Source organism: Lentzea atacamensis, assembly GCF_003269295.1.
Taxonomy (GTDB): Bacteria; Actinomycetota; Actinomycetes; order Mycobacteriales; family Pseudonocardiaceae; genus Lentzea; species Lentzea atacamensis.
In genome coordinates, this window is record NZ_QLTT01000004.1 from 365,309 (window position 1) to 387,428 (window position 22,120).

The 22,120-nt window shown below is 69.7% G+C and carries 23 protein-coding genes; 16 read left to right on the plus strand and 7 right to left on the minus strand.

Annotated elements, in window-relative coordinates; translation table 11 throughout:
* Positions 1 to 25 precede the first annotated feature (25 nt).
* From glyA to C8D87_RS20670, 7 genes are read left to right on the plus strand one after another with little or no spacing between them, the layout of a single operon-like run.
* Positions 26 to 1,303 (plus strand): serine hydroxymethyltransferase, encoded by a 1,278-nt coding sequence (gene glyA / locus C8D87_RS20640; protein ID WP_325049695.1) that lies wholly within the window; start codon positions 26 to 28, stop codon positions 1,301 to 1,303.
* Positions 1,304 to 1,320: 17 nt separating this feature from the next.
* Positions 1,321 to 2,406: an S-(hydroxymethyl)mycothiol dehydrogenase gene (locus tag C8D87_RS20645; RefSeq protein ID WP_112227975.1), complete on the plus strand. Its 1,086-nt coding sequence runs from the start codon at positions 1,321 to 1,323 to the stop codon at positions 2,404 to 2,406.
* Positions 2,403 to 3,008 carry an MBL fold metallo-hydrolase gene (locus C8D87_RS20650; protein ID WP_112227976.1) on the plus strand — a complete coding sequence of 202 codons (606 nt, stop codon included), beginning with the start codon at positions 2,403 to 2,405 and terminating at the stop codon, positions 3,006 to 3,008. Before C8D87_RS20645 ends, C8D87_RS20650 begins: the two co-directional genes overlap by 4 nt.
* Before the next feature lie 34 nt (positions 3,009 to 3,042).
* Positions 3,043 to 5,493 (plus strand): GcvT family protein, encoded by a 2,451-nt coding sequence (locus C8D87_RS20655; RefSeq protein ID WP_112227977.1) that lies wholly within the window; start codon positions 3,043 to 3,045, stop codon positions 5,491 to 5,493.
* Positions 5,490 to 5,783, plus strand: coding sequence for a hypothetical protein (locus tag C8D87_RS20660; RefSeq protein ID WP_109637646.1), 294 nt, complete (start codon positions 5,490 to 5,492; stop codon positions 5,781 to 5,783). Before C8D87_RS20655 ends, C8D87_RS20660 begins: the two co-directional genes overlap by 4 nt.
* Before the next feature lie 18 nt (positions 5,784 to 5,801).
* A complete protein-coding gene (locus tag C8D87_RS20665; RefSeq protein WP_109637961.1) occupies positions 5,802 to 6,932 on the plus strand; it encodes an aromatic ring-hydroxylating oxygenase subunit alpha in 1,131 nt (376 codons plus the stop codon).
* 5 nt (positions 6,933 to 6,937) lie between these two features.
* Positions 6,938 to 8,629, plus strand: coding sequence for a BCCT family transporter (locus C8D87_RS20670; protein WP_112227978.1), 1,692 nt, complete (start codon positions 6,938 to 6,940; stop codon positions 8,627 to 8,629).
* 22 nt (positions 8,630 to 8,651) lie between these two features.
* Here the strand turns inward: C8D87_RS20670 and C8D87_RS20675 are convergent, their stop codons facing one another.
* A complete protein-coding gene (locus C8D87_RS20675) occupies positions 8,652 to 9,311 on the minus strand; it encodes a GntR family transcriptional regulator (RefSeq protein ID WP_109637651.1) in 660 nt (219 codons plus the stop codon).
* 69 nt (positions 9,312 to 9,380) lie between these two features.
* Between C8D87_RS20675 and C8D87_RS20680 the strand changes: the two genes are divergently transcribed.
* The 6 genes from C8D87_RS20680 to C8D87_RS20705 all read left to right on the plus strand — a co-directional run bounded on the left by C8D87_RS20680 (position 9,381) and on the right by C8D87_RS20705 (position 15,662).
* Positions 9,381 to 10,619 carry a sarcosine oxidase subunit beta family protein gene (locus C8D87_RS20680; RefSeq protein WP_112228259.1) on the plus strand — a complete coding sequence of 413 codons (1,239 nt, stop codon included), beginning with the start codon at positions 9,381 to 9,383 and terminating at the stop codon, positions 10,617 to 10,619.
* A gap of 12 nt (positions 10,620 to 10,631) precedes the next feature.
* On the plus strand, positions 10,632 to 10,931 hold the full coding sequence (locus tag C8D87_RS20685; RefSeq protein WP_109637653.1) for a sarcosine oxidase subunit delta: 300 nt from the start codon (positions 10,632 to 10,634) through the stop codon (positions 10,929 to 10,931).
* A complete protein-coding gene (locus C8D87_RS20690) occupies positions 10,928 to 13,783 on the plus strand; it encodes a 2Fe-2S iron-sulfur cluster-binding protein (RefSeq protein WP_112227979.1) in 2,856 nt (951 codons plus the stop codon). Before C8D87_RS20685 ends, C8D87_RS20690 begins: the two co-directional genes overlap by 4 nt.
* Positions 13,773 to 14,354: a sarcosine oxidase subunit gamma gene (locus C8D87_RS20695; protein ID WP_112227980.1), complete on the plus strand. Its 582-nt coding sequence runs from the start codon at positions 13,773 to 13,775 to the stop codon at positions 14,352 to 14,354. Before C8D87_RS20690 ends, C8D87_RS20695 begins: the two co-directional genes overlap by 11 nt.
* A gap of 50 nt (positions 14,355 to 14,404) precedes the next feature.
* On the plus strand, positions 14,405 to 15,250 hold the full coding sequence (gene purU, locus C8D87_RS20700; RefSeq protein WP_109637963.1) for a formyltetrahydrofolate deformylase: 846 nt from the start codon (positions 14,405 to 14,407) through the stop codon (positions 15,248 to 15,250).
* Positions 15,251 to 15,419: 169 nt separating this feature from the next.
* Entirely contained in the window at positions 15,420 to 15,662 is a 243-nt protein-coding gene (locus C8D87_RS20705; RefSeq protein ID WP_146771804.1) for a hypothetical protein, read from the plus strand.
* Positions 15,663 to 15,698: 36 nt separating this feature from the next.
* On the opposite strand, the gene C8D87_RS20710 is transcribed toward C8D87_RS20705, so the two are convergent.
* A complete protein-coding gene (locus tag C8D87_RS20710; protein WP_112227982.1) occupies positions 15,699 to 16,619 on the minus strand; it encodes an MBL fold metallo-hydrolase in 921 nt (306 codons plus the stop codon).
* Here C8D87_RS20710 and C8D87_RS20715 point away from each other — a divergent pair.
* Complete coding sequence (locus C8D87_RS20715; RefSeq protein WP_146771805.1) at positions 16,521 to 16,967, plus strand: ABATE domain-containing protein; 447 nt, start codon at positions 16,521 to 16,523, stop codon at positions 16,965 to 16,967. The genes C8D87_RS20710 and C8D87_RS20715 overlap by 99 nt on opposite strands.
* A gap of 7 nt (positions 16,968 to 16,974) precedes the next feature.
* Here C8D87_RS20715 and C8D87_RS20720 read toward each other — a convergent pair whose 3' ends face one another.
* From C8D87_RS20720 to C8D87_RS20730, 3 genes are all read right to left on the minus strand, one after another.
* On the minus strand, positions 16,975 to 17,379 hold the full coding sequence (locus tag C8D87_RS20720) for a hypothetical protein (RefSeq protein WP_109637677.1): 405 nt from the start codon (positions 17,377 to 17,379) through the stop codon (positions 16,975 to 16,977).
* Positions 17,380 to 17,488: 109 nt separating this feature from the next.
* The gene (locus C8D87_RS20725) at positions 17,489 to 18,148 is read right to left on the minus strand and encodes a response regulator (protein WP_112227983.1); all 660 of its coding nucleotides are present in this window, start codon (positions 18,146 to 18,148) and stop codon (positions 17,489 to 17,491) included.
* Positions 18,145 to 19,248, minus strand: a complete 1,104-nt coding sequence (locus tag C8D87_RS20730; RefSeq protein ID WP_109637965.1) for a sensor histidine kinase — start codon at positions 19,246 to 19,248, stop codon at positions 18,145 to 18,147. Before C8D87_RS20730 ends, C8D87_RS20725 begins: the two co-directional genes overlap by 4 nt.
* Positions 19,249 to 19,345: 97 nt before the next feature.
* Here C8D87_RS20730 and C8D87_RS20735 point away from each other — a divergent pair, with 97 nt between their 5' ends.
* Positions 19,346 to 19,786 carry a hypothetical protein gene (locus C8D87_RS20735; protein ID WP_112227984.1) on the plus strand — a complete coding sequence of 147 codons (441 nt, stop codon included), beginning with the start codon at positions 19,346 to 19,348 and terminating at the stop codon, positions 19,784 to 19,786.
* Here the strand turns inward: C8D87_RS20735 and C8D87_RS20740 are convergent, their stop codons facing one another.
* A complete protein-coding gene (locus C8D87_RS20740; RefSeq protein ID WP_170166510.1) occupies positions 19,787 to 20,380 on the minus strand; it encodes a class I SAM-dependent methyltransferase in 594 nt (197 codons plus the stop codon).
* Positions 20,381 to 20,401: 21 nt separating this feature from the next.
* On the minus strand, positions 20,402 to 20,758 hold the full coding sequence (locus tag C8D87_RS20745; protein WP_109637686.1) for an ArsR/SmtB family transcription factor: 357 nt from the start codon (positions 20,756 to 20,758) through the stop codon (positions 20,402 to 20,404).
* 20 nt (positions 20,759 to 20,778) lie between these two features.
* Here C8D87_RS20745 and C8D87_RS20750 point away from each other — a divergent pair, with 20 nt between their 5' ends.
* A complete protein-coding gene (locus C8D87_RS20750; RefSeq protein WP_112227985.1) occupies positions 20,779 to 22,116 on the plus strand; it encodes an MFS transporter in 1,338 nt (445 codons plus the stop codon).
* Positions 22,117 to 22,120 lie beyond the last annotated feature (4 nt).

Genomic DNA, 22,120 nt, shown 5'->3' on the forward strand with positions numbered 1-22,120 from the left:
GAACAAGCTCGGAAGGGTTGGCCCGTTGTCACTCTCCGTCTCCACCTCTGTTCTGGAACTGGACCTCGACGAGCTCGATCCCGAGGTCGCCACCGAGATCCGCGCCGAGCTGCACCGCCAGCAGTCGACGCTGGAGATGATCGCTTCCGAGAACTTCGCGCCCGTGGGTGTGCTGCAGGCGCAGGGTTCGGTGCTGACGAACAAGTACGCCGAGGGCTACCCGGGGCGCCGGTACTACGGCGGGTGCGAACACGTCGACGTGATCGAGGCGCTGGCGATCGAGCGGGTGAAGGCTCTCTTCGGTGCCGAGCACGCGAACGTGCAGCCGCACTCGGGTGCGCAGGCCAACGCCGCGGCGATGGCGGCGGTGCTCCAGCCGGGTGACACGATCATGGGGCTGGACCTGGCGCACGGCGGCCACCTGACCCACGGGATGCGGATCAACTTCTCCGGCCGGCTCTACCACGTCGTGGCGTATCAGGTGGACCGCGAGTCCGGACGCGTGGACATGGCCGAGGTCGAGCGGCTGGCGCTGGAGACGAGGCCGAAGCTGATCATCGCCGGCTGGTCGGCGTACCCGCGGCAGCTGGACTTCGCCGAGTTCCGCCGGATCGCGGACCTGGTGGGCGCCAAGCTCATGGTGGACATGGCGCACTTCGCGGGTCTTGTCGCCGCGGGCCTGCACCCCAGCCCGGTGCCGTACGCCGACCTCGTCACGACCACCACGCACAAGACGCTCGGCGGTCCGCGCGGCGGAGTGGTGCTGTGCACGAAGGAGCTGGCCAAGAAGGTCGACTCCACGGTGTTCCCCGGTCAGCAGGGCGGGCCGCTGCAGCACGTCATCGCGGCCAAGGCGGTGGCGTTCAAGGTCGCGGCGACCGAGGAGTTCCGCGAGCGCCAACAGCGGGTTCTCGAAGGTGCGCGCATTCTCGCCGAACGCCTCTCCCGGCCCGACTGCGCCGCGGCCGGGGTGAAGGTGCTCTCCGGCGGCACCGACGTGCACCTGGTGCTCGTCGACCTCGTCGAGTCCGAACTGGACGGGCAGCAGGCCGAGGACCGGTTGCACCGCATCGGCATCACCGTCAACCGCAACGCGGTGCCGTTCGATCCGCGCCCGCCGATGGTCACCTCGGGACTGCGCATCGGTACCCCGGCACTCGCCACCCGCGGCTTCACCGCCGAGGACTTCACCGAGGTCGCGGACGTCATCGCCGCCGCGCTCCAGCCGTCGTACGACGAGACCGATCTCGCCGCGCGCGTCTCGTTGCTGGCGAAGAAGCACCCCCTCTACTCCCACCTTTGACGAGTCAGGAGAAGTACGTGGCACACGCAGTGAACGGTGTCGTGGCGGCGGGGCGCGGAGCCGAGGTCTCCGTCGAGACCATCCTCGTGCCGGACCCCGGACCCGGCGAGGCGCTGGTGAAGGTCCAGGCCTGCGGGGTCTGCCACACGGACCTGCACTACCGGGAGGGCGGGATCAACGACGAGTTCCCGTTCCTGCTCGGGCACGAGGCCGCGGGTGTCGTCGAGGCCGTGGGCGAGGGCGTGACCGGCCTGGAGCCGGGGGACTTCGTCATCCTCAACTGGCGCGCGGTGTGCGGCTCGTGCCGCTCCTGCCTGCGAGGGCGGCCGCAGTACTGCTTCAACACCCACAACGCCTCGCAGCCCATGACCCTCGCCGACGGCACCCCGTTGTCGCCGGCGCTCGGCATCGGCGCGTTCGCGGAGAAGACGCTCGTCCACAGCGGACAGTGCACGAAGGTGAACCCCGAGGCACCGGCCGAGGTCGCCGGTCTGCTCGGCTGCGGCGTGATGGCGGGCATCGGCGCCGCGATCAACACCGGTGGGGTCGGCCGGGGTGACAGCGTGGCGGTGCTCGGCTGCGGCGGTGTCGGGGACGCGGCCATCGCGGGTGCCCGGCTGGCGGGGGCGCGCACGATCATCGCCGTCGACCTGGACCACACCAAGCTCGAGTGGGCGCAGAGGTTCGGCGCCACCCACACCGTCGACGCCCGCAGCCAGGACGTCGTCGAGGCGATCCGCGAACTGACCGACGGGAACGGCGCCGACGTCGTGATCGACGCCGTCGGCCGGCCGGAGACGTTCCGGCAGGCCTTCTACGCGCGCGACCACGCCGGCACCGCCGTGCTGGTGGGCGTGCCGACCCCGGACATGACGTTCGAGCTGCCGCTGATCGACGTGTTCTCCCGCGGCGGCGCGGTGAAGTCCTCCTGGTACGGCGACTGCCTGCCCAGCCGCGACTTCCCGATGCTCATCGACCTCTACCTGCAGGGCCGGCTGGACCTCGGCGCGTTCGTCACGGAGACGATCGGCCTGGAGGACGTCGAGAAAGCGTTCGAGGACATGCACCACGGTCGCGTGCTGCGTTCGGTGGTGGTCCTGTGAGCGCACGGATCGAGCACGTGGTCACGTCCGGGACGTTCAGCCTCGACGGCGGAACCTGGGACGTCGACAACAACGTGTGGCTGGTCGGCGACGACTACGAGGTGCTCGTCATCGACCCAGCGCACGATGCGGAGGCCGTTCTCGCGGCTGTCGGCGGCCGTGTCGTGACGGCGTTGGTCTGCACGCACGGCCACGACGACCACATCAACTCTGTCGTCGAGGTGGCGGACAAGACCGGGGCGCCGATCCAGCTCCACTCCGAAGACCGTGCACTGTGGACGGTGGTGTATCCGGACCGCGAGCCGGACGTCTGGCTGGCGGACGGTGACAAGCTCGCTGTCGCCGGTACGACCCTCGAAGTGCTGAGCACACCCGGCCACACCTACGGCTCGATCTGCCTGTACGCGCCCGGACTCGGAGCGGTCTTCAGCGGCGACACCCTGTTCGAGGGCGGTCCGGGAGCCACCGGCCGCTCGTACTCGGACTTCCCGACGATCGTCACCTCGATCCGCGAACGGCTGCTCACCCTGCCGCCGGACACGGTCGTCCACACCGGACACGGACCCACCACGACCATCGGCGCCGAAGCGCCGCGGATCTGACGCCACCCCACCACAGACGGCAGGAGAACCTTCCATGGCAACGCAACCACGCGTTGTGCTCATCGGAGCAGGAATCGTCGGGTGCGCGCTGGCGGACGAGCTGACCGCGCGCGGGTGGACCGACATCACCGTCCTCGAACAGGGACCGCTGTTCGCGACCGGCGGATCGAGCTCGCACGCACCCGGCCTGGTCTTCCAGACCACCGGCTGCAGGACGATGACCTCGTTCGCCAAGTACACCGTGGAGAAGTACACCGCCCTGACGATGGACGGGAAGTGGTGCTTCCAGCAGCTCGGCGGACTCGAGGTCGCCACCACCCCAGAGCGGTGGACGGACCTCAAGCGCAGGCACGGCTGGGCGACGTCGTGGGGTGTCGAGAGCTTCCTGCGCGACCCCGGCGAGTGCGCGCGGCTGCACCCGTTGCTCGATCCGGACAAGATCCTCGGCGGCTTCCACATCCCGTCCGACGGCCTCGCCAAACCGCTGCGCGCGGCCGAGGCGCAGGCCAGACGCGCGATGGAGCGCGGTGCGAGGTTCCTGGCGCACCACAAGGTCACCGGCATCGAACGCGGCGGCCGGCGTGTGCGCGCCGTCGTCACCGAGCACGACACGTTCGCCGCCGACATCGTCGTGTCCTGCGTGGGCATGTGGGGACCGCGGATCGGGCGGATGGTCGACCTCGACATCCCGCTCGTCCCGATGGCCCACCAGTACGCGAAGACCACACCGCTCAAGGTGCTCCAGGGCGTCAACGACGACCTGTCCGAGATGAGCAAGCCGTTGCTGCGGCACCAGGACGCCGATCTCTACTTCCGCGAGCACGTCGACCGCGTCGGCATCGGCGCGTACGGCCACCGGCCGATGCCGATCTCGGCGGACGACATCCTCGACTTCGACGTGGCGCCTACCATGCCGTCCGAGATCGCGTTCACCCCTGAGGACTTCGAGACCTCCTGGGACGCCGCCGTCGACCTGCTGCCGGTCCTCGGCGACTCGAAGGTGGAGGAGGGCGTGAACGGCCTGTTCTCCTTCACCCCCGACGGGAACCCGCTGCTCGGTGAACACCCCGGCCTCGACGGCTTCTGGGTGGCCGAAGCCGTGTGGATCACGCATTCCGCCGGTGTGGCCAAGGCGATGGCCGAGTGGCTGGTGGACGGGCAGCCTGGCATCGACCTGCACGGCTGCGACCTCAACCGGTTCGAGGACGTGCAGCGCTCACCCGGTTACGTGCACGAGCGCAGCTGCCAGAGCTTCGTCGAGGTCTACGACATCCTGCACCCGTTGCAGCCGGCCGAACGGCCGCGTCCGTTGCGCACCAGCCCGTTCCACGAGCGCCAGCAGGAGCTCGGCGCGGTGTTCCTGGAGGCGTCCGGCTGGGAACGGCCGCACTGGTACGAGGCCAACGCGGACCTGCCGGAGGTCGCGGAGATCCCGGCGCGCAACGAGTGGGCGTCGCGGTTCTGGTCGCCGATCGCCGGAGCCGAGGCGCTGGTGGCCCGCAAGCGGGTCGCGATGTTCGACATGACCCCGTTGAAGCGCCTGGAGGTCAGCGGCCCCGAGGCGTTGACGTTCCTGCAGACGATGACCACCAACCAGCTCGACCGCAAACCGGGGTCGGTCGTCTACACGCTCCTGCTCGACGAGGACGGGGGAGTGCGCAGCGACCTCACGATCGCCCGGCTCGGCGAGAACCGGTTCCAGGTCGGCGCGAACGGCCCGCTCGACCTCGACTGGCTGCGCAGGCACCTGCCCCCGAACGGTGGCGTGCACATCGCCGACATCACCGCGGGCACCTGCTGCATCGGCCTGTGGGGGCCTGCCGCGCGCAAGCTCCTGCAACCGTTGACCCGGGAGGACTTCTCCCACGAGGCCATGGGGTACTTCAAGGCCAAGCAGGCCTTCATCGGCGAGGTTCCGGTCACCGCGATGCGCCTGTCGTACGTCGGTGAGCTCGGCTGGGAGCTCTACACCACGGCCGACATGGGCCGCCGCCTGTGGGACACGCTCTGGGAAGCGGGTCAGCAGCACGGCGTCATCGCCGCCGGGCGCAGCGCCTTCACGAGCATGCGGCTGGAGAAGGGCTACCGCTCGTGGGGTGCGGACGTCACCACCGAGCACGACCCGTTCGAGGCGGGACTCGGGTTCGCGGTCCGCATGAACAAGGGCTACTTCCACGGCCGCAAGGCGTTGGAGGGCCGTTCCGAGGACACGGTGTCGCGCAGGCTCACCTGTCTCACCATCGACGACGCCCACCAGGTCGTCATGGGCTCGGAGCCCGTGTTCGCGGGCGGGCGGCCGGTCGGGTACGTCACCAGCGCCGCGCGCGGCTACTCGATCGGCAAGAACATCGCCTACGCCTGGCTGCCCGCGAGCGTCGCGGTGCCGGGAACTCCGGTCGAGATCGAGTACTTCGGCGAGCGCGTCCAGGCGGTCGTGGCCGCCGAACCGCTCTTCGACCCCGAGATGAAGCGGATCCGCTCATGACCCACGACGCGATCGTGATCGGGCTCGGGCAGACCGGCGGGGCCGCCGCCCACCGGCTCGCCGCGCGGGGACTGCGAGTCCTCGGCCTGGACAGCAAGCCGCGAACCGACCTCCCCGACGCGGACGAGGCCCTGCGCGCGGGTGCCGACCTGCGCTTCGAGGAGACCGTGATCGACTGGCACGTCGAGCCCTCGGGAACGGGTGCCCGCGTCCTGACGCGGTCGAGCACCCACTCCGCTCCGCTGCTGGTCATCTGCGCCGGCACGGACGCGCGAACCCTGCTTCTCTGACTTCACGACGGAGTGACCATGACTGCGACCGAGCTCCCGTCCAGCCTGATCCCCACCCTGCCGGGGAACACCTACACCGACCCGGCGATCTTCGAGCTGGAGCAGGAGAAGATCTTCGAGCAGATGTGGTTCTGCGCGGTCCGCGGTGCCGACCTGCCGGACGCGGGCAACTTCAGAACCGTCCAGATCGGACGCGAGAGCGTGCTCGTCACCCGCTCGCGCGACGGCTCCCTGCGCGCGTTCCTCAACATCTGCCGGCACCGCGGCGCGCGGCTGTGCGTCGAGGAGACCGGCACGGTCAAGCGCAACTTCCAGTGCCCGTACCACGCCTGGACCTACGGGCTCGACGGCAAGCTGGTGGCGGCCCCGAACCTGACGTCGATGCCGGACATCGACCGCACGGAGTACGGCCTGAAGCCGGTCCACCTCCGCGAGTGGCTCGGTTATGCGTGGCTCTGCCTCGCCGCGGAGCCGCCGTCGTTCGAGCAGACCGTCCAGCAGGACGTCCGGGAGCGGCTCGGCAACCTCGACGCGATCGGCAACTACCAGGTGAGCGAGCTCGGCCTGGGGCGGCGGATCACCTACGACGTCAAGGCCAACTGGAAGCTCATCATCGAGAACTTCATGGAGTGCTACCACTGCGCGACGATCCACCCGGAGCTCACGGAGGTCCTGCCGGAGTTCGCGGACGGGTACGCGGCGCAGTACTACGTCGGGCACGGGGCGGTGTTCGGCGACGAGATCAAGGGCTTCACCATCGACGGCGGCGAGGGCTTCGACCGGCTCGACGGCGTGGACTCCGACCAGGACCGCCGGTACTACGCGATCACGGTGCGCCCGCAGGTGTTCATCAACCTCGTGCCCGACCACGTGATCATCCACCGGATGTTCCCGATGGCCGCGGACCGGACGATCGTGGAGTGCGACTGGCTGTACGCGAAGGACGTCGTCGCGACAGGCAAGGACGTCTCGCGGTCCGTCGAGCTCTTCCACCGCGTCAACGAGCAGGACTTCGAGGCGTGTGAACGGTGCCAGCCCGCGATGTCGTCGCGGGCCTACGCGCAAGGGGGTGTGCTGGTTCCCTCCGAACACCACATCGGGGAGTTCCACCGCTGGGTTCAGGAAGTCACATCGACGAAGGGGTGGTAGATGCCATGCCCGGACTGAAGTTCCTCCCCACCACGAAAACAGGCACGGACCGGGTCGTGTTCGTCCTGTCCGCCGTCGTCGCCGCCGCGTTCCTCGCCTGGGGCGTCTTCGGCACCGCGAGCCTCGGCAGCGTGTCGTCCGCCGTGCTCGGCTGGGTGATCCGCAACACCGGCTGGGCGTTCCTCACCGCGGCCACCGGTTTCGTGATCTTCGCGCTGTGGCTGGCGTTCAGCCGCTACGGCCGGATCCCGCTCGGCCAGGACGGCGAACGGCCGGAGTTCCGGACGGTGTCGTGGGTCGCGATGATGTTCAGCGCGGGCATGGGCATCGGGCTGATGTTCTACGGCGTCGCGGAACCGTTGTCGCACTTCGTGAAGCCGCCACCCGGAACGGTGGAGGGCGGCACGGACGCGGCGGTCGAGACCGCGATGGCGACCTCGTTGTTCCACTGGGCGATCCACCCGTGGTCGATCTACGCGGTCGTCGGTCTCGCCATCGCCTACGGCACGTTCCGCCGCGGCCGCAAGCAGCTGATCAGCGCCGCGTTCGCCCCGCTGTTCGGCGACCGCGTGTCGGAAGGTCCGCTCGGCAGGCTGATCGACATCCTGGCGATCTTCGCGACGCTGTTCGGTTCGGCCGCGTCACTGGGTCTTGGCGCGCTGCAGATCGGCAGCGGGTTGAAGGCGGGCGGTTTCGTCGCCGACAACCCCGGTGTCGGCGTGCTCATCGGTGTCATCGCGGTGCTGACCGTCGCGTTCGTCGCGTCGGCTGTTTCCGGTGTGGCCAAGGGCATCCAGTGGTTGTCGAACATCAACATGGTGCTGGCGACCGTGCTGGCGCTCTTCCTGTTCGTGGTCGGGCCGACGGTGCTGATCCTCAACCTGGTGCCGGCGGCCATCGGTGACTACTTCCGCGAGATGGGCGAGATGATCTCCCGCTCCGGCGCGTCCGGCGGCGAGGCCATGGAGAGCTGGCTGGCGTCGTGGACGATCTTCTACTGGGCCTGGTGGATCTCGTGGACCCCGTTCGTGGGGATGTTCATCGCGCGGATAAGCCGCGGCCGGACGATCAAGCAGTTCGTCAGCGGCGTCATCCTCGTCCCGTCGGTGGTCAGCCTGATCTGGTTCACGATCATGGGTGGCACGGCCATCACGTTGCAGCGCGGTGGCACGGACCTGGCCGGCGCGGGCAACCCGGAGTCGCAGCTCTTCGCGGTGCTCGACCAGTTCCCGCTGGCGGCGGTCGCCGGTGTGGTGGTGATGGTCCTCGTGGCGATCTTCTTCGTTTCCGGCGCCGACGCCGCATCGCTCGTGATGGGCACGTTGTCGCAACGGGGCGCCATCGAACCGCGCCGCGGCCTGGTGGTGTTCTGGGGCGTCGCGACCGGTGGTGTGGCGGCGGTGATGCTGCTGGTCGGTGGCGGTGGTGCGACCGCGCTGACCGGGCTGCAGAACCTCACGATCATCGCCGCGGCACCGTTCGCGCTCGTCATGGTCGTGCTGTGCGTGGCGCTGGCCAAGGACCTGCGCAGCGACCCGATGGTGCTGCGGGAGAAGCACTGCGCCGAGATCGTCGAGCAGGCCGTGGTCGCGGGCAACGAGGAGTACGACGGCGATTTCTGCCTGCAGGTGGCGCCGACGCCGGTCAAGGTCAACGGCCAGGTCGTGGAACGGGTTGCCGTCGATGAGAAGACCTGAGCGGTCCGCGGCCTGCGTGAGCTCAGATCAGGGCGCGGATGGCGCGTTCGAACCCGATGACGTGCTGGGAGGCGAGCTCGCTCGCCTTCTTGCCGTCACCCTCGATGATGGCGGTCAGCAGGGGGACGTGCTCGTCGACGTGACCGGCCATTCCGGACAGCCGCGGCAGGAACACGCACCAGATGCGCGTGGCCAGGTTGTCGTAGGAGATGAGCGTGTCCTCGAGGAACGGGTTGTGCACGCAGCGGTAGATGGCGCGGTGCACACCGACGTCGGCGCGGAGCAGTTCCGTGTTGTCGCCCGAAGGCGCCGCTGTGTCCAGCTGGGAGCGCAGCTCGGTGAGCGCGGTCCTGTCCGCGGCCGTGGCGCGTTCGGCTGCGGCTGCCGCGGCGAGGGGTTCCAGAGTCCGCCGCACCTCGGAGATGTGCGAGAGGTCGGAGATGTTCACGTCGGTCGCGAACGTGCCGCGGCGCGGGAAGGCGACGACGAGCCGTTCCTGCTCCAGCCGTTTCAACGCCTCGCGGATCGGGGTGCGGCCGACGCCGAGCTCGGTGCGCAGCCGGTCCTCGTTGATCGGTTCGCCGGGCTTGATCTCCAGCATCACCAGGCGGTCGCGCAGGACGGCGTACGCCTGCTCCGTGAGTGAGGCGGCCGCGGGCTCGTCGTTGACCCGTGTGTTCATGTGACCTACTGTACAACGCAGACTGATATACCAGTAGTCGACCAGATGACTTCGCTGGAGGCGTCGCGCATGACCAGCTCGGTTCAGCCACCCGGAGCGCACCTGCCCGAGCACCCGGACTTCCTGTGGGAGAACCCGGAACCGAAGGCCTCCTACGACGTCGTGGTGGTCGGAGGTGGAGGGCACGGCCTCGCGACCGCCTACTACCTGGCGAAGGTCCACGGCATCACGAACGTGGCGGTGCTGGAGAAGGGCTGGCTCGCCGGCGGCAACATGGCCCGCAACACCACGATCATCCGGTCCAACTACCTGTGGGACGAGAGCTCCGGCATCTACGAGCACTCGCTGAAGCTGTGGGAAGGGCTGGAGGAGGACCTCGGCTACCCGATTCTGTTCGACCAGCGCGGTGTGCTGAACCTCGCGCACAGCCTGCAGGACGTGCGCGACAGCGTCCGGCGGGTCAACGCCAACCGGCTCAACGGCATCGACGCGGAATGGGTGGATCCCGCCGGGGTCAAGGAGATCTGCCCGATCGTCAACGTCTCGCAGGACGTGCGCTACCCCGTGCTCGGGGCGACGTACCAGCCGCGCGCGGGTATCGCCAAGCACGACTACGTGGCGTGGGGCTACGCGCGGGCCGCGCACGCGATGGGCGTGGACCTGATCCAGAACTGCGAGGTCACGGGAATGGAGACGAGCGGTGGCCGGATCACCGCCGTCGAGACCTCGCGTGGTCGCATCGCCGCCGGGAAGGTCGCGTTGTGCGCGGCAGGGCACAGCTCGGTGCTCGCGAAGATGGTCGGCCTGCGGCTGCCGCTCGCCTCGCACCCGTTGCAGGCCCTGGTCTCCGAGCTGCTCGAACCGGTGCATCCGACCGTCGTCATGTCCAACGCGGTGCACGTCTACGTCTCCCAGGCGCACAAGGGAGAACTGGTGATGGGCGCCGGGATCGACAGCTACAACGGTTACGGCCAGCGGGGTTCGTTCCACATCATCGAACAGCAGATGTCGGCGGCGCTGGAGCTGTTCCCGATCTTCGCGCGCGCCCACCTGCTGCGGACGTGGGCGGGCATCGTCGACGTCAGCCCGGACGCGTCACCGATCGTCGGTCTCACGCCGGTCGGCGGGCTGTACCTGAACTGCGGCTGGGGAACCGGCGGGTTCAAGGCCACGCCCGGTGTCGGTGACTGCTTCGCGCACACCATCGCCCACGACAAGCCGCACGCGTTCAACGAGCCGTTCACCCTCGAGCGCTTCACCACCGGCGCACTCGTCGACGAGCACGGCGCCGCCGCCGTCGCGCACTAGTAGGAGCTGAGAATGCAACTCATCCCGTGCCCGTGGTGCGGCCCGCGTGAGGAAGCGGAGTTCCACTACGGCGGCCAGGCCCACGTCGCGTACCCCGAGGACCCGTCGGCGCTGACCGACGAGGAGTGGGCGCAGTACGTGTTCTTCCGGGAGAACCCGAGCGGCCCGTTCGCCGAGCGCTGGAGCCACAGCGCCGGGTGCCGGCGGTGGTTCAACGCCGTCCGCGACACCCGCACCCACGACCTGCTCGCCGTGTACCGCGTGGGCGAGCCGATGCCGGAACTCGGCGAGAAGGACCAAGTGGCGTCGTGAACCTCCGCAAGCCCACCGGTGGCGCGATCGACCGGAACACCTTGCTGCGCTTCACCTTCAACGGCCGGGCACTCACCGGCCACCCCGGTGACACGCTCGCGTCCGCGTTGCTCGCCAACGGTGTGCACGAGGTCGGCAGCAGCGTGAAGCTCGGCCGGCCGCGCGGCATCGTCGCGGCGGGGTCCGAGGACCCGACATCGCTGGTGCAGATCGAGGCACCGTTCCCCGAGCCCATGCTGCTCGCGACCACCGTCGAGCTGTACGACGGCCTGGAGGCGCGTGGTCTGGCTGGGCAGGGGCGGCTGGCTTCGCTGCCGGACCCGGCACGCTACGACGCCAAGCACGAGCACTGCGACGTGCTGGTCGTCGGCGCTGGACCGGCCGGGCTGGTGGCCGCGCTGACCGCCGCCCGCAGCGGTGCGCGCGTGGTGCTGGTGGACGAGCAGAACCAGGCCGGCGGCGCGTTGCTCGGTGTGGAGGAGTACCTGGACGACCGGCCGTCGGCGGAGTGGGTGGCCGACATCGTCGCGGAGCTCAGGAGCACGCCGGGGGTGCTGGTGCTGGAGCGCACCACGGCGTTCGGCATGTACCAGGACGGGTTCGTGCTCGCGCTGCAGAAGCGCACCGACCACCTCGGGTTCGCGGCGCCTGCTTCGGTGGCCCGGCAACGGGTCTGGCGGATCAGGACGAAGCAGACCGTGCTCGCGACCGGTGCGCACGAGCGTCCCGTGGTGTTCGCGGACAACGACCGGCCCGGGATCATGCTGGCGTCGGCCGCTCGCACGTTCCTGCACCGCTACGGCGTGCTGCCCGGCTCGCGCGCGGTCGTCTTCACCACCAACGACAGCGCTTACTGCGCGGCGATCGATCTCGCCGAGTCCGGTGTGGACGTTCCGCTGATCGTCGACGCCCGTCCAGAGGCTCCCGCCAGGCTCGCCACCGAGTGCGCCGCGCGTGGCATCGAGGTGCGCGCCGGCCACGTGGTGACAGGAACCGAGGGTGCCGGGCGCGTGACCGATGCGCACGTCGCCCCGCTCGGTGACATCAAGGGCAGAGGCGTCGCGGGCCACCCCGACACCGTCGTGTGCGACACGGTGCTGGTGTCGGGCGGCTGGAACCCGGTGGTGAACCTGTTCAGCCAGGCCCGCGGAAAGCTGCGCTACGACGCGGTTCTCGGTTCGTTCGTGCAGGGGGAGGAACTGTCCTCCGTCCGGGTCGCGGGATCCGCGACGGGCGAGCTGGACCTCACCTCGTGCGTGCGGCAGGGCCGGGAGGCCGGTGAGGCGGCCGCGATCGCGACCGGGTTCACGCCGGGTGGGCAGGTGCCGCTGCCGGTGTCCGACTCGCGGTGCACCCAGCGTTCCGGTCTGGTGTTGTGGCGCGTTCCAGGTGCCGAGGACGCCAGTTTCGTCGACCTGCAGCGGGACTCGACGGTCGCGGACGTGCTGCGTGCCACGGGTGCGGGCCTGCGGTCGCTGGAGCACATCAAGCGGTACACCACCATCGGCACCGCGCACGACCAGGGCAAGACCTCCGGCATGATCGCGGCGGGCATCGTCGCCGAGGCACTGGGCGTGGAGCTCGCCGACCAGCGGCCCACGACGTTCCGCCCGCCGTACACCTCGGTGTCGTTCGCCGCGCTGGCCGGCCGGGACCGCGGCGAGCTGCATGACCCGGTGCGCGTCACGGCGATCCACCCGTGGCACGTGGCGCACGGAGCGTTGTTCGAGGACGTCGGCCAGTGGAAGCGGCCCTGGTACTACCCGCGACCGGGCGAGGACCTGCACGCGGCCGTGTTGCGGGAATGCCGTGCCACGCGGGAAAGCGTCGGCCTGATGGACGGCTCGACGCTGGGCAAGATCGACGTGCAGGGCAGCGACGCCGGCAAGTTCCTGGACATGCTCTACACCAACATGATGAGCACGTTGAAGGTCGGCCGGATCCGGTACGGCGTCATGTGCGGTGTCGACGGGATGGTGATCGACGACGGCACCGTGATCAGGGTCGGCGAGGAGCGGTACCTGGTCACCACGACCACCGGCAACGCCGCGAAGATCCTCGACTGGATGGAGGAGTGGCTGCAGACGGAGTGGCCGCACCTCGACGTGCACTGCACCTCGGTCACCGAGCACTGGGCGACGATCCCGTTGGTGGGCCCGAAGTCCCGCGACGTGCTCGCGGCGGTCGCTCCCGGTCTCAACGTGTCCAACGAGGCGTTCGAGTTCATGACGTGGCGCGACACGGTCGTGGCGGGCATTCCCGCGCGGGTGTGCCGGATCAGCTTCTCCGGCGAGCTGGCGTACGAGATCAACGTGACCGCCTGGCACGGCCTCGCCGTGTGGGAGGCGCTCATGGCGGCGGGGGAACAGTACGGGATCACGCCGTACGGCACCGAGACCATGCACGTGCTGCGCGCCGAGAAGGGCTACCCGATCATCGGCCAGGAGACCGACGCGACGGTCACGCCGCAGGACCTGGGCATGTCGTGGGCCGTGTCGAAGAAGAAGCCCGACTTCATCGGCAAGCGTTCGTTCGCCCGCGCGGAGAACAACCGCACGGACCGCAAGCAACTGGTCGGTCTCCTTCCGGTGGATCCGACCGTGCTGCTCCCGGAGGGCTCGCAGATCGTCGAGACGGACCGGCTGCCGGAACCGCCGGTCCGGATGCTCGGCCACGTCACGTCCAGCTACCCCAGCGCGGCGCTGGGCCGCACGTTCGCCCTCGCCCTGGTGCGGTCGGGGCACGAACGCATCGGCGAGACCCTGTACGTGCCGGTCGACGACTCGCTCGTGCCGGTCACCGTCACCGATTCCGTGCTGTACGACAAGGAAGGAGCCCGCCGTGACGGCTGACCCGACCAGCCCCCTCGCCGCCTGGACCGACCGGCTGGCGGCGCTCGCGCCCGCGTTGACCGTGGCGGAGCGGCCGTTCCGCGCACAGCTCACCGTCCGCGTGTCGGACCCCTCCGCGATCGAGGCGATGGGTTCGGCGCTCGGAGTCGCCTTCCCGCCGGTTCCGTGCACCTTCACCTCCGGCTCCGGGCCGTTCGGGGATCTCGAGGTGCTGTGGCTCGGGCCGGACGAGTTCCTCGTCGTGGCATCGCCCGGCCTGCAGGTCCCGATCGAGGACGCGCTGCGAGCCGCACGCGGATCCGCTCGGGGGTCCGTTGTGGACACTTCGGCTCAGCGCACGACCGTCGTCCTGGAAGGGGCGCACGTGCGAGACGTGCTGGCGCACGGGTGCTCAGTGGACCTGCACCCGTCCTCGGCTCCCGTCGGCACATGTGTGCAGACGTTGCTCGCGAGGACGGGGATCATCCTGCAGGTGACGGGGGAGGACCGCTTCGCCGTGCTCGTGCGGTCGTCGTTCGCCGGGTACCTCGCGGCCTGGCTGAGCGACGCCTGCATGGAGTACCGGACGTGAGCTCACTGCATCAGTCGACCACCAGGACGACGCGAGACGAGGAGAACGCCGTGGCGCGACACTTCACCCTGACCCTGAACTGCCCGGAGCGCACGGGAATCGTCCACGCGGTGACCTCGTTCCTGGTCGACCACGGCTGCGACATCGTGGAGCACCAGCAGTTCGACGACGACGTCCGCAGCAGGCTGTTCCTGCGCACCGCGTTCACCTGCGCTTCCGCCGACGTCGACGACCTCACGCGCGAGTTCGCCGCGGTGGCGAGCGAGTTCGAAATGGACTTCGACCTCTGGGACGAGCGCCGGCCGCGCGTGCTGGTGATGGTGTCGAAGGCCGGTCACTGTCTGAACGACCTGCTCTTCCGGTGGCGGGAGGGAAGTCTCGGCGGCGAGATCGCCGCGGTGGTGTCCAACCACGAGGACCTGCGCCCCATGGCAGAAGCGGCCGGACTCGACTTCGTCCACGTGCCCAACACCGCCGACACCAAGCACATCGCCGAGCAACGCCTGCTGGAGCTCGTCGAGGAGTACCAGGCCGACCTGGTCGTCCTGGCCCGCTACATGCAGGTGCTGTCGAACGACCTGTGCGCCAAGCTCGCCGGCCGAGTGATCAACATCCACCACTCGTTCCTGCCCGGCTTCAAGGGCGCCAAGCCGTACCACCAGGCCTACGACCGCGGCGTGAAGTACGTCGGCGCGACGGCCCACTACGTCACCCCGGACCTCGACGAGGGTCCGATCATCGAACAGGAGGTGCTGCGGGTGGACCACACCTTCGACCCGCGCGCCCTCACCGCAGCCGGCCGCGATGCCGAGGCCCTCGCCCTGTCGCGCGCGGTGCGCTGGCACTGCGAGCACCGCGTCCTGCTCAACGGCAACGGCACAGTCGTCTTCCGATGACCCGGATGATGTGACTGCGAACGGACGTGGCCTGGCGCGACTGGCGGACAGCGCTTTCCTTCTCCTGGTCGGTTCCGCGCCCGGCAGGTCGTGTGAGACTCGAGTGATGGGAGTGCGTCGATTTGCTGTGGGTGGTGTCCTCGTAGCCGGGTTTTCGACGTGGTCGGCGGTGTCCGGCACAACGGTGGCGTCAGCCGACCAGTTCGGCTGCACGTTCTACGCGATGACGCAGGGCTACAGCGGCAAGATCGTGGACATCGGATGCGCGGATGGGGCAGAGGGGAATCTGGTCCTCTGCAAAGGATCACTGCGGATCGCCGGGATGCCCGAAGGCATCGCCGAAGAAGCCTGCCGCCGAGCCGCTCTTCGTCGAACCGCCACGCTCGGAGGTTCAAAGGCACGTTCAGGCTGAACGTGCCTTTGCTCAAAGAACGTCACCCACAAGGGCTCACACCGAGCAGGCCAGCGGGCCACCGTTGAAGGCGATGGCGTCGCCGAGCGCGGCGGCCACGTTGACGTCCACCCCGTCGGCGTCGGCGTAGGCGCGGTGCAGGTTGAGCACGAGCCGCTCGGCGTCCGGCAGGTCGGCGAACTCGCCGAGCCCGGTCTCCCGCGCCGCCTCCAGCGGCGTCCAGCCCTTCTCCCGCCCGATCACTGCGGTGTCGCGGACGAACTCGTAGTACCGCCGGTGCGCGGCGAGCACGCCGGCGAAGTCGGCGCCGGCCACCAGCGGGCCGTGGCCGGGCACCACGACGGCGGGCTCGAACGCGGCCAGCCAGTCCAGCGACCGCAGGGCGCCGTCCAGCGATCCCATCGCGATCATCGGGGTCACGCGGTGGAACACGAGGTCGCCGGTGAACAGCACGCGCTCCTCCGGCAGCCACGCGACCGCGTCGCCGACGGTGTGCGCTGCGTAGCCGGGATGCCGCACCACGACGGGCTTTGCGCCCGCGTACAGGGTGATCTCATCGCGGAACGAGATCGTCGGCGCGCGGACGGCGTCGACTCCCCAGTCGGGCGTCGGTGACCACGCGGGCGGGGTGTTGGCGAGGATGAAGTCCTGCTGGATGCCCTGCCGGGTGTGCTCGTGCGCGACGATCGTGGTCGAGCCGGGCAGCAGCGCGTTGCCGTACACGTGGTCGCCGTGCAGGTGCGTGTTCACCGCGAGCCGGATCGGGGCGCCCCCGGTGGCCGCGTCGAGCGCGTCGAGGAAGAGCTTCGTGCGGCGGGCCGTCGCGCACGTGTCGATGAGAACGACCTCGCCACCCGAGTGCACGGCGCCGGCGTTGTTGATCCACCAGGTGCCGTCCGGCTGGATCCACGCGTGGACGCCGGGCGCGAGCTCTTGCAGCTGTGGTTCCGCGGTCATGGCCGGCAATCTACTGGTCGTTGCCTGCCCGCCGCCCTGTCCGCCGTGAACGACGCGCTGACCAGGGTCCCCACCGCACCGCTGCTGCAGTGGGACGAGAAGAACGGCCCCTACCGGGCGACGCCCCACCCCACCACCGCGATCGTCGACCACGCCCTCGCGACCCTCGCCGCCGACGCGGCCGACCTGCTCACGGGTCCCGACGCGGAACGGCTCACCGCCTGCCAGTCGAGCCCGTGCAACCGTTATCTGCTCCGCCACGGCCGCCGCCAGTGGTGCTCCACCCGTTGCGGCGACCGGGCACGGGCCGCTCGTGCCTACGCCCGCCGCGCGCAGCCCCAGGACTGAGCAGCTCTCAGCAGCTGTACTCGTGGCGGCGGCGCAGCATCGCGATCAGCATGGCCGGGAGCATCAGCACGTGCCCGGCGGCCATCAGCGCCATTCCCGGCAGCACGCCTGCCCAGTAGAACGGCAGCAGCACCAGGAACGGCACGTACATCGCGGCGGACATCTCGGCGATGCTCGCCCAGCCGTGGCGGCGGATCCGCATCCACAGCGCCATTGCCAGCGACATGTTGGTGGCCATCACCAGCACCTGTGCGGTCATGTTGCCGGACAGGCCCGGCCAGGCGAACGACCAGATCGGCCCCAGGACGACCATCCCCACCACCATGGCGACGACCATCTCCAGGAAGTGCAGGGTGAAGCGCACCACCGGACGTGCCCGCCGTGGCGATTCGGTGGTCTGCTCCGCACTCATGAGCGCTCCTTCGAGGTGAGGTTCTGTTGCTGTGCGGACAGATCTTCTGCCGTCAGCGCAGCGCCGTCAGGTGCCGAAGGTCATGTCCGGGGTCATGTGACCGCCGCGGTCAGAACAGGCGGAGTTCCCTGGCCCGCAGCGCCGCCTGGGTGCGGTCGCGCACCTGGAGCTTGGACAGCACGCTGGTGACGAGGTTCTTGACCGTTCCCTCGGCCAGAAACAGCTTTCCGGCGATCTCGCGGTTGCTGTGCCCCTCGGAGAGCAGCCTGACGACGTCGAGCTCGCGTTCCGACAACGGCACGGCCGGCTGCGGCGGGGTCTCCTCGTGCGGCAACCGGGCCACCCTGGCCACGAGCTTCGCCGCGACCGACGGCTGCAACGCCGACTCGCCACGCCGGGCCGCGACCAGCGCCTCCACCAGCCGGGCAGAGGACACGTCCTTGAGCAGGTAGCCGACCGCGCCCGCACGAAGCGCCGCGAACACGTCCGCGTCATCGTCGAACGTCGTCAGCGCCAGCACCCGCACGTCCGGCTGTTCGACGCGCAACCTGCTGGTCGCCGCGATCCCGTCCAGCACCGGCATCCTCAGGTCCATCAGGACCACCTCGGGACGAAGTTCGGCGGCCAGCCGCACGGCCTGCTCGCCGTTCCCGGCCTCACCGACCACCTCGATCTCGGGCTGAACCTCCAGCAGTGCCGCCAAAGCCTCCCGGAACAGGGCCTGGTCGTCCACGATCAGGACCCGCACGGCGGACTCCGGTGAAGTCACCCCGGCACCTCCACGGTCAGCGTCACGCCGCGCCCTTCCTCCGAGTCGACGGACACCCGCCCGCCGAGACCTGCGATCCGCTCCCTCAGACCGACCAGGCCGAACCCGTTGTCCGGCAACGGATTCTCCAGCAGCCCCCGGCCGTCGTCGCGTACTTCCAGCCGGACCAGGCCGACGTCACCGAAGTCGAGGGCCACGGTGACGGCCGACGCATCCGCGTGCTTGCGCACGTTGGTCAACCCTTCCTGCGCCGCCCGGAACAGCGACTCCTCGACCTCGGCACGGATCGCGCGAGCCGCGCCGCGCACCTCCAGCTCGGTCGGCACACCCGCCTCGGAAGCCTCGTCGGTCAACGCCTGCAAGGCGTCCACCAGCGGAGCCGGCCGGGGTTCGCGCAGCGCGGCGACCGAGCGGCGCACTTCCGCCAGTGCCTGCTTCGACTGGTCCTGCGCCTTGGCGAGCATCCCGTCGAGCCGCTCGACGTCGGCGGTGTGGATCACGGCGCGCGCGGCCTGCAGAAGCATCTGCACGACGGTCAGGTGGTGCCCCAGCCCGTCGTGGATGTCGCGGGCGACCCGGTTGCGCTCCTGGATGGTGGCGAGCTGCTCTGCCTGGGCGGCGTACCCGCGGAGCAGTTCGTTCACTTCCGCCAGCGCGGCCTTGGCGCGCTGCTCCCGCACGAAGAGTTCGGTCACGACGATGGCGAAGGTGGTGACGGCCAGAGTGCTGAGGCCCTCACGCAGTCCGGCGGCCCAGTCCATTCCCAGGTGCACCAACGGGATCACCGCGGCCACCACGACGGCGGCGGGCAGCGGCAGCAGCAGCACGCTCTGCACGACCAGGACCACCAGCAGCAGAACCGACCCGACCGCCGCGCCCGACATCCAGAACAGCATGAAACCCAGCGCCAGCTGGATTCCCACGTACACCACGGCGAACGCCCGGCCGCGGCCCTCGACGAACCGGAACCCGACGATGGCGAGCGCGGCGAAGACCAGTCCGAGCAGCAACGTCGGCACGACCTGCTGATGGAACACCGACGAGCCCAGCGGCAGCGTCGCGCACGCGACGACCGTCAGGATGCTCAGCGTCCTCTGCACGCGCTCACTGTGCTGGACCGTGATCGCCGTGGTCAACCGGGCGGCACGCCTGCCTCCGCGGTGCCACCGCGGTGGCCGGGCAGGCTAGTTTGCCCGGGTGAGCCTTCTCGATGACGTGGCCGAGCGCGACAGCTGGCGGTGCTGGGTGTGCGACGAACCGGTCGACCCGGACATGTCGGTGAACGACCCGCGGGGACCCAGCGTCGACAGCCGGACCGCCGATCGGAAGGCCAAGGTCGCCGAGCGGCTCGCGCACCGCGGGTGCAACAGCCGCAAGGGCGCGGTCAAGGTGGTCATCGCGTGGCCGGATCGCCTGCACGTGGCCGAACCCGCGCCGCTGATCACCGTTGCCGGTCGGCTGGAACGCAAGGGAGGCCGCGAGATGGTGGCCCGTTGCCCGACGAGGCACGACGCCCAGGAAGCGGCGGAGTGGCTGGTGGACCGGTTCTCCCGGCTGGTGCCGGGGCTGCCGGTGACCGCCGGTGTCGAGGCGGGCTGCGGCCAGTTCCTCGTCGTCCTGGCCACCAGCCGTCGCTGATCAGCTCCGGCTGACGAGCAGGTAGCGCTCATCGTCGATCGGACGGCCCCACAACGCCGGGTCGTCCAGCCGTGTGACGTCGGCTTCCCGGCGAACGTCCAGCACCAGCGCCCGGCACTCGGCAGCCGTCAGGCCTGCACCCGTCGACCAGCGACCTTCGACGAGCACGAGCAGGCCGCCGGGCCTGAGGAGATCGCCCCAGATCTTCAGCGCGGCAGCGGGGTCGGGAAGCGCCCAGAGCACGTGCCGCGCGAGCACCACATCACAAGACGCCGGCGCGTAAGGAGGTCGGGAGGCATCGCCCTGCACGAACGCCGCGGACACCCCTGCGGCGTTCGCCTTCGCCCGCGCGGCCGCGACCATGCGCGGAGAGAGGTCGACGCCTCTGACCTCGTGCCCGGCCTGCGCCAGGAGAACCGAGAGGCTGCCGGTACCGCATCCCAGGTCGGCGACGGACGCCGAATCAGCCGGCAGCACGGGCAACAGCGTCGCCGCCCACGCCGCGCGCACTTCCGGATCGAGCAGTCCGTGATCCGGTTCCTGGTCGAAGGTCGCCGCGTGCTGGTCCCAGAAGTCGCGCACCTCGTTCGTCACGCCTGAAGTCTGCACCAGCGCTCAGTCGTGGTCCGGTGCGCCGGTGATGTGGTGATCGGCGGCGTTGACCGCTTCGAACAACAGCCGCCGGACGTGGCCACCTCGCGCCCGGTAGAGCATCCGCCTGCCTTCGCGGCGCACGGTCACCAGTCCTGTCAGCCGCAGTTTCGCGAGATGCTGAGACACCGCCGGGCGGGCGATGCCGACCTCCGAAGCCAGTGTCGTGACATCGAACTCGGCGCCGCACAGCAGCCACAACATGCGGAAACGCGTCGCGTCGGCAAGCATCCGGAACCCGTCGACGGCCGTTTCGACGTGTCTGCCAGGAGGTAGTTGTTGCCAGTCTTGCGTTGTTGCAACGTCGTCGCGTGCGTACATGAGCACATATAGTGCCACGCATGCTCGCTGTTCTGCGCAACCGGACGTATCGCCACCTGTTCGGCGCACACGTCGTGGCGCTCACCGGCACGGGTTTGGCGACCGTCGCGCTGGGGCTGCTGGCCTACGACCTGGCCGGCGCGGACGCGGGAGCGGTTCTCGGCACCGCGCTGGCGCTCAAGATGGTCGCCTACGTCAGCGTGGCACCGATCGCGGCGGCGCTGCTCGGTGCGTTGCCACGGCGAGCGGTGCTCGTCACGCTGGATCTTGTCCGCGCCGGCGTCGCGGTGATGCTGCCCTGGGTGGACCAGGTGTGGCAGATCTACGTCCTGATCTTCTTGCTGCAGGCGGCCTCGGCGGCGTTCACGCCGATCTTCCAGGCGACGATCCCGGATGTGCTGCCCGACGAACGCGAGTACACGCGGGCGGTCACCCTCTCGCGGATGGCCTACGACCTCGAGGGTCTGCTGAGCCCGTCGCTGGCCGCCGCGTTGCTGGTGCTGATGAGCTTCAACAACCTGTTCCTCGGCACGGCGATCGGCTTCGCGGCGTCTGCGCTGCTCGTGGTGTCTGCGGTGGTGCCGCGCCCGGAACCGGTGAGCCGCAACGAAAGCCTGTACGCAGCGACGACTCGCGGCATCCGGATCTACCTGGCCACACCGCGCCTGCGCGGCTTGCTGGCCGTGCACCTCGCCGCCGCGGCCGCGGGTTCGATGGTGCTGGTGAACACGGTCGCCTACGTGCGCGACGTGCTCGGCCGCAGCGCTTCCGCCGTCGCCGTCGCGCTCGCGTTCAACGGCATCGGCTCGTTGGTGGCCGCACTGGTGTTGCCCAAGTTGCTCGATCGCGTCACCGACCGAGCCCTGGTGCTGCGCGCCTGCGTGGCGCTGGTCGTCCTGCTGCTCACCGGGGCCACGTTCGCCTCGCTGCTCGCCGGAGCACACTGGCCCGCGCTGCTCGTGCTGTGGGCGTTGATCGGCGCCGGATGTTCCTTCGCGCTGACGCCGGGTGCGCGGCTCCTGCGCCGTTCCACCGGCTCGTGCGATCGGCCCGCGTTGTTCGCGGCCGATTTCGCCCTCTCACACGCCTGTTGGCTCTTGAGTTATCCGTTGGCCGGGTGGGTGGCCAGCGTCGCGAACACGACCACGGCCTTCCTGGTTCTCGGTGGCGTGACGGCAGTTGCCGCGCTCGTCGCCTGGCGGCTGTGGCCGACACACGACCCGGACGTGATCGAGCACGAGCATCGCGACCTCGAGGCCGGTCACGACCATCTGCACGACGCGGTGCCCGCGGGCGGCGCGTGGCGGCACGCGCACACCTTCCGCATCGACGATCACCACGAACGCTGGCCGCGCTAGAGCG

Excerpts from the sequence above, each read along its gene's own strand:
- C8D87_RS20710 (WP_112227982.1), bottom strand. The coding sequence starts at position 16,619 with ATGACCGCGGAACCACAGCTGCAAGAGCTCGCGCCCGGCGTCCACGCG.
- C8D87_RS20675 (WP_109637651.1), bottom strand. The coding sequence starts at position 9,311 with ATGAACACACGGGTCAACGACGAGCCCGCGGCCGCCTCACTCACGGAG.
- C8D87_RS20660 (WP_109637646.1), top strand. The coding sequence starts at position 5,490 with ATGACCCACGACGCGATCGTGATCGGGCTCGGGCAGACCGGCGGGGCC.
- C8D87_RS20685 (WP_109637653.1), top strand. The coding sequence starts at position 10,632 with ATGCAACTCATCCCGTGCCCGTGGTGCGGCCCGCGTGAGGAAGCGGAG.
- C8D87_RS20750 (WP_112227985.1), top strand. The coding sequence starts at position 20,779 with ATGCTCGCTGTTCTGCGCAACCGGACGTATCGCCACCTGTTCGGCGCA.
- C8D87_RS20745 (WP_109637686.1), bottom strand. The coding sequence starts at position 20,758 with ATGTACGCACGCGACGACGTTGCAACAACGCAAGACTGGCAACAACTA.
- C8D87_RS20680 (WP_112228259.1), top strand. The coding sequence starts at position 9,381 with ATGACCAGCTCGGTTCAGCCACCCGGAGCGCACCTGCCCGAGCACCCG.
- C8D87_RS20655 (WP_112227977.1), top strand. The coding sequence starts at position 3,043 with ATGGCAACGCAACCACGCGTTGTGCTCATCGGAGCAGGAATCGTCGGG.
- C8D87_RS20670 (WP_112227978.1), top strand. The coding sequence starts at position 6,938 with ATGCCCGGACTGAAGTTCCTCCCCACCACGAAAACAGGCACGGACCGG.
- C8D87_RS20665 (WP_109637961.1), top strand. The coding sequence starts at position 5,802 with ATGACTGCGACCGAGCTCCCGTCCAGCCTGATCCCCACCCTGCCGGGG.
- C8D87_RS20720 (WP_109637677.1), bottom strand. The coding sequence starts at position 17,379 with ATGAGTGCGGAGCAGACCACCGAATCGCCACGGCGGGCACGTCCGGTG.